The organism is Bartonella sp. AA2SXKL (genome assembly GCF_042197205.1).
Lineage (GTDB): Bacteria > Pseudomonadota > Alphaproteobacteria > Rhizobiales > Rhizobiaceae > Bartonella.
On the sequence record NZ_JBHIRN010000157.1, the window covers coordinates 1 to 315 of the forward strand.

Here is a 315-nt window from a genome sequence, read left to right on the forward strand (position 1 = left end):
ACATGCGTTAAACCTTCTTGATAAAGGTGAAGTCCGTGTTGTAAAACGTCAAAAAAATGGAAAATGGCACGTTCATCAATGGTTGAAAAAAGCCGTTCTTCTTTCTTTTCGGCTCAATCCTATGCAAATTATGACCGGTGGAGTAAATGGAACATCTTGGTGGGATAAAGTCCCTTCAAAATTTTCTCATTGGCAAGAAGCTGACTTTAAAAAAGCGGATTTCCGTTCCGTTCCTGGAGCGATTGTACGCCATTCTGCTTATATTGCACCCAATGTTATTCTGATGCCATCCTTTGTCAACCTTGGTGCTTTTGT

Annotated in this window: 1 pseudogene; it reads left to right on the plus strand. The window is 40.3% G+C overall.

The features are described 5' to 3' along the window. Nucleotides 1-315 (plus strand): annotated as a pseudogene (locus ACFINS_RS10395) (2,3,4,5-tetrahydropyridine-2,6-dicarboxylate N-succinyltransferase); the annotation flags it as partial.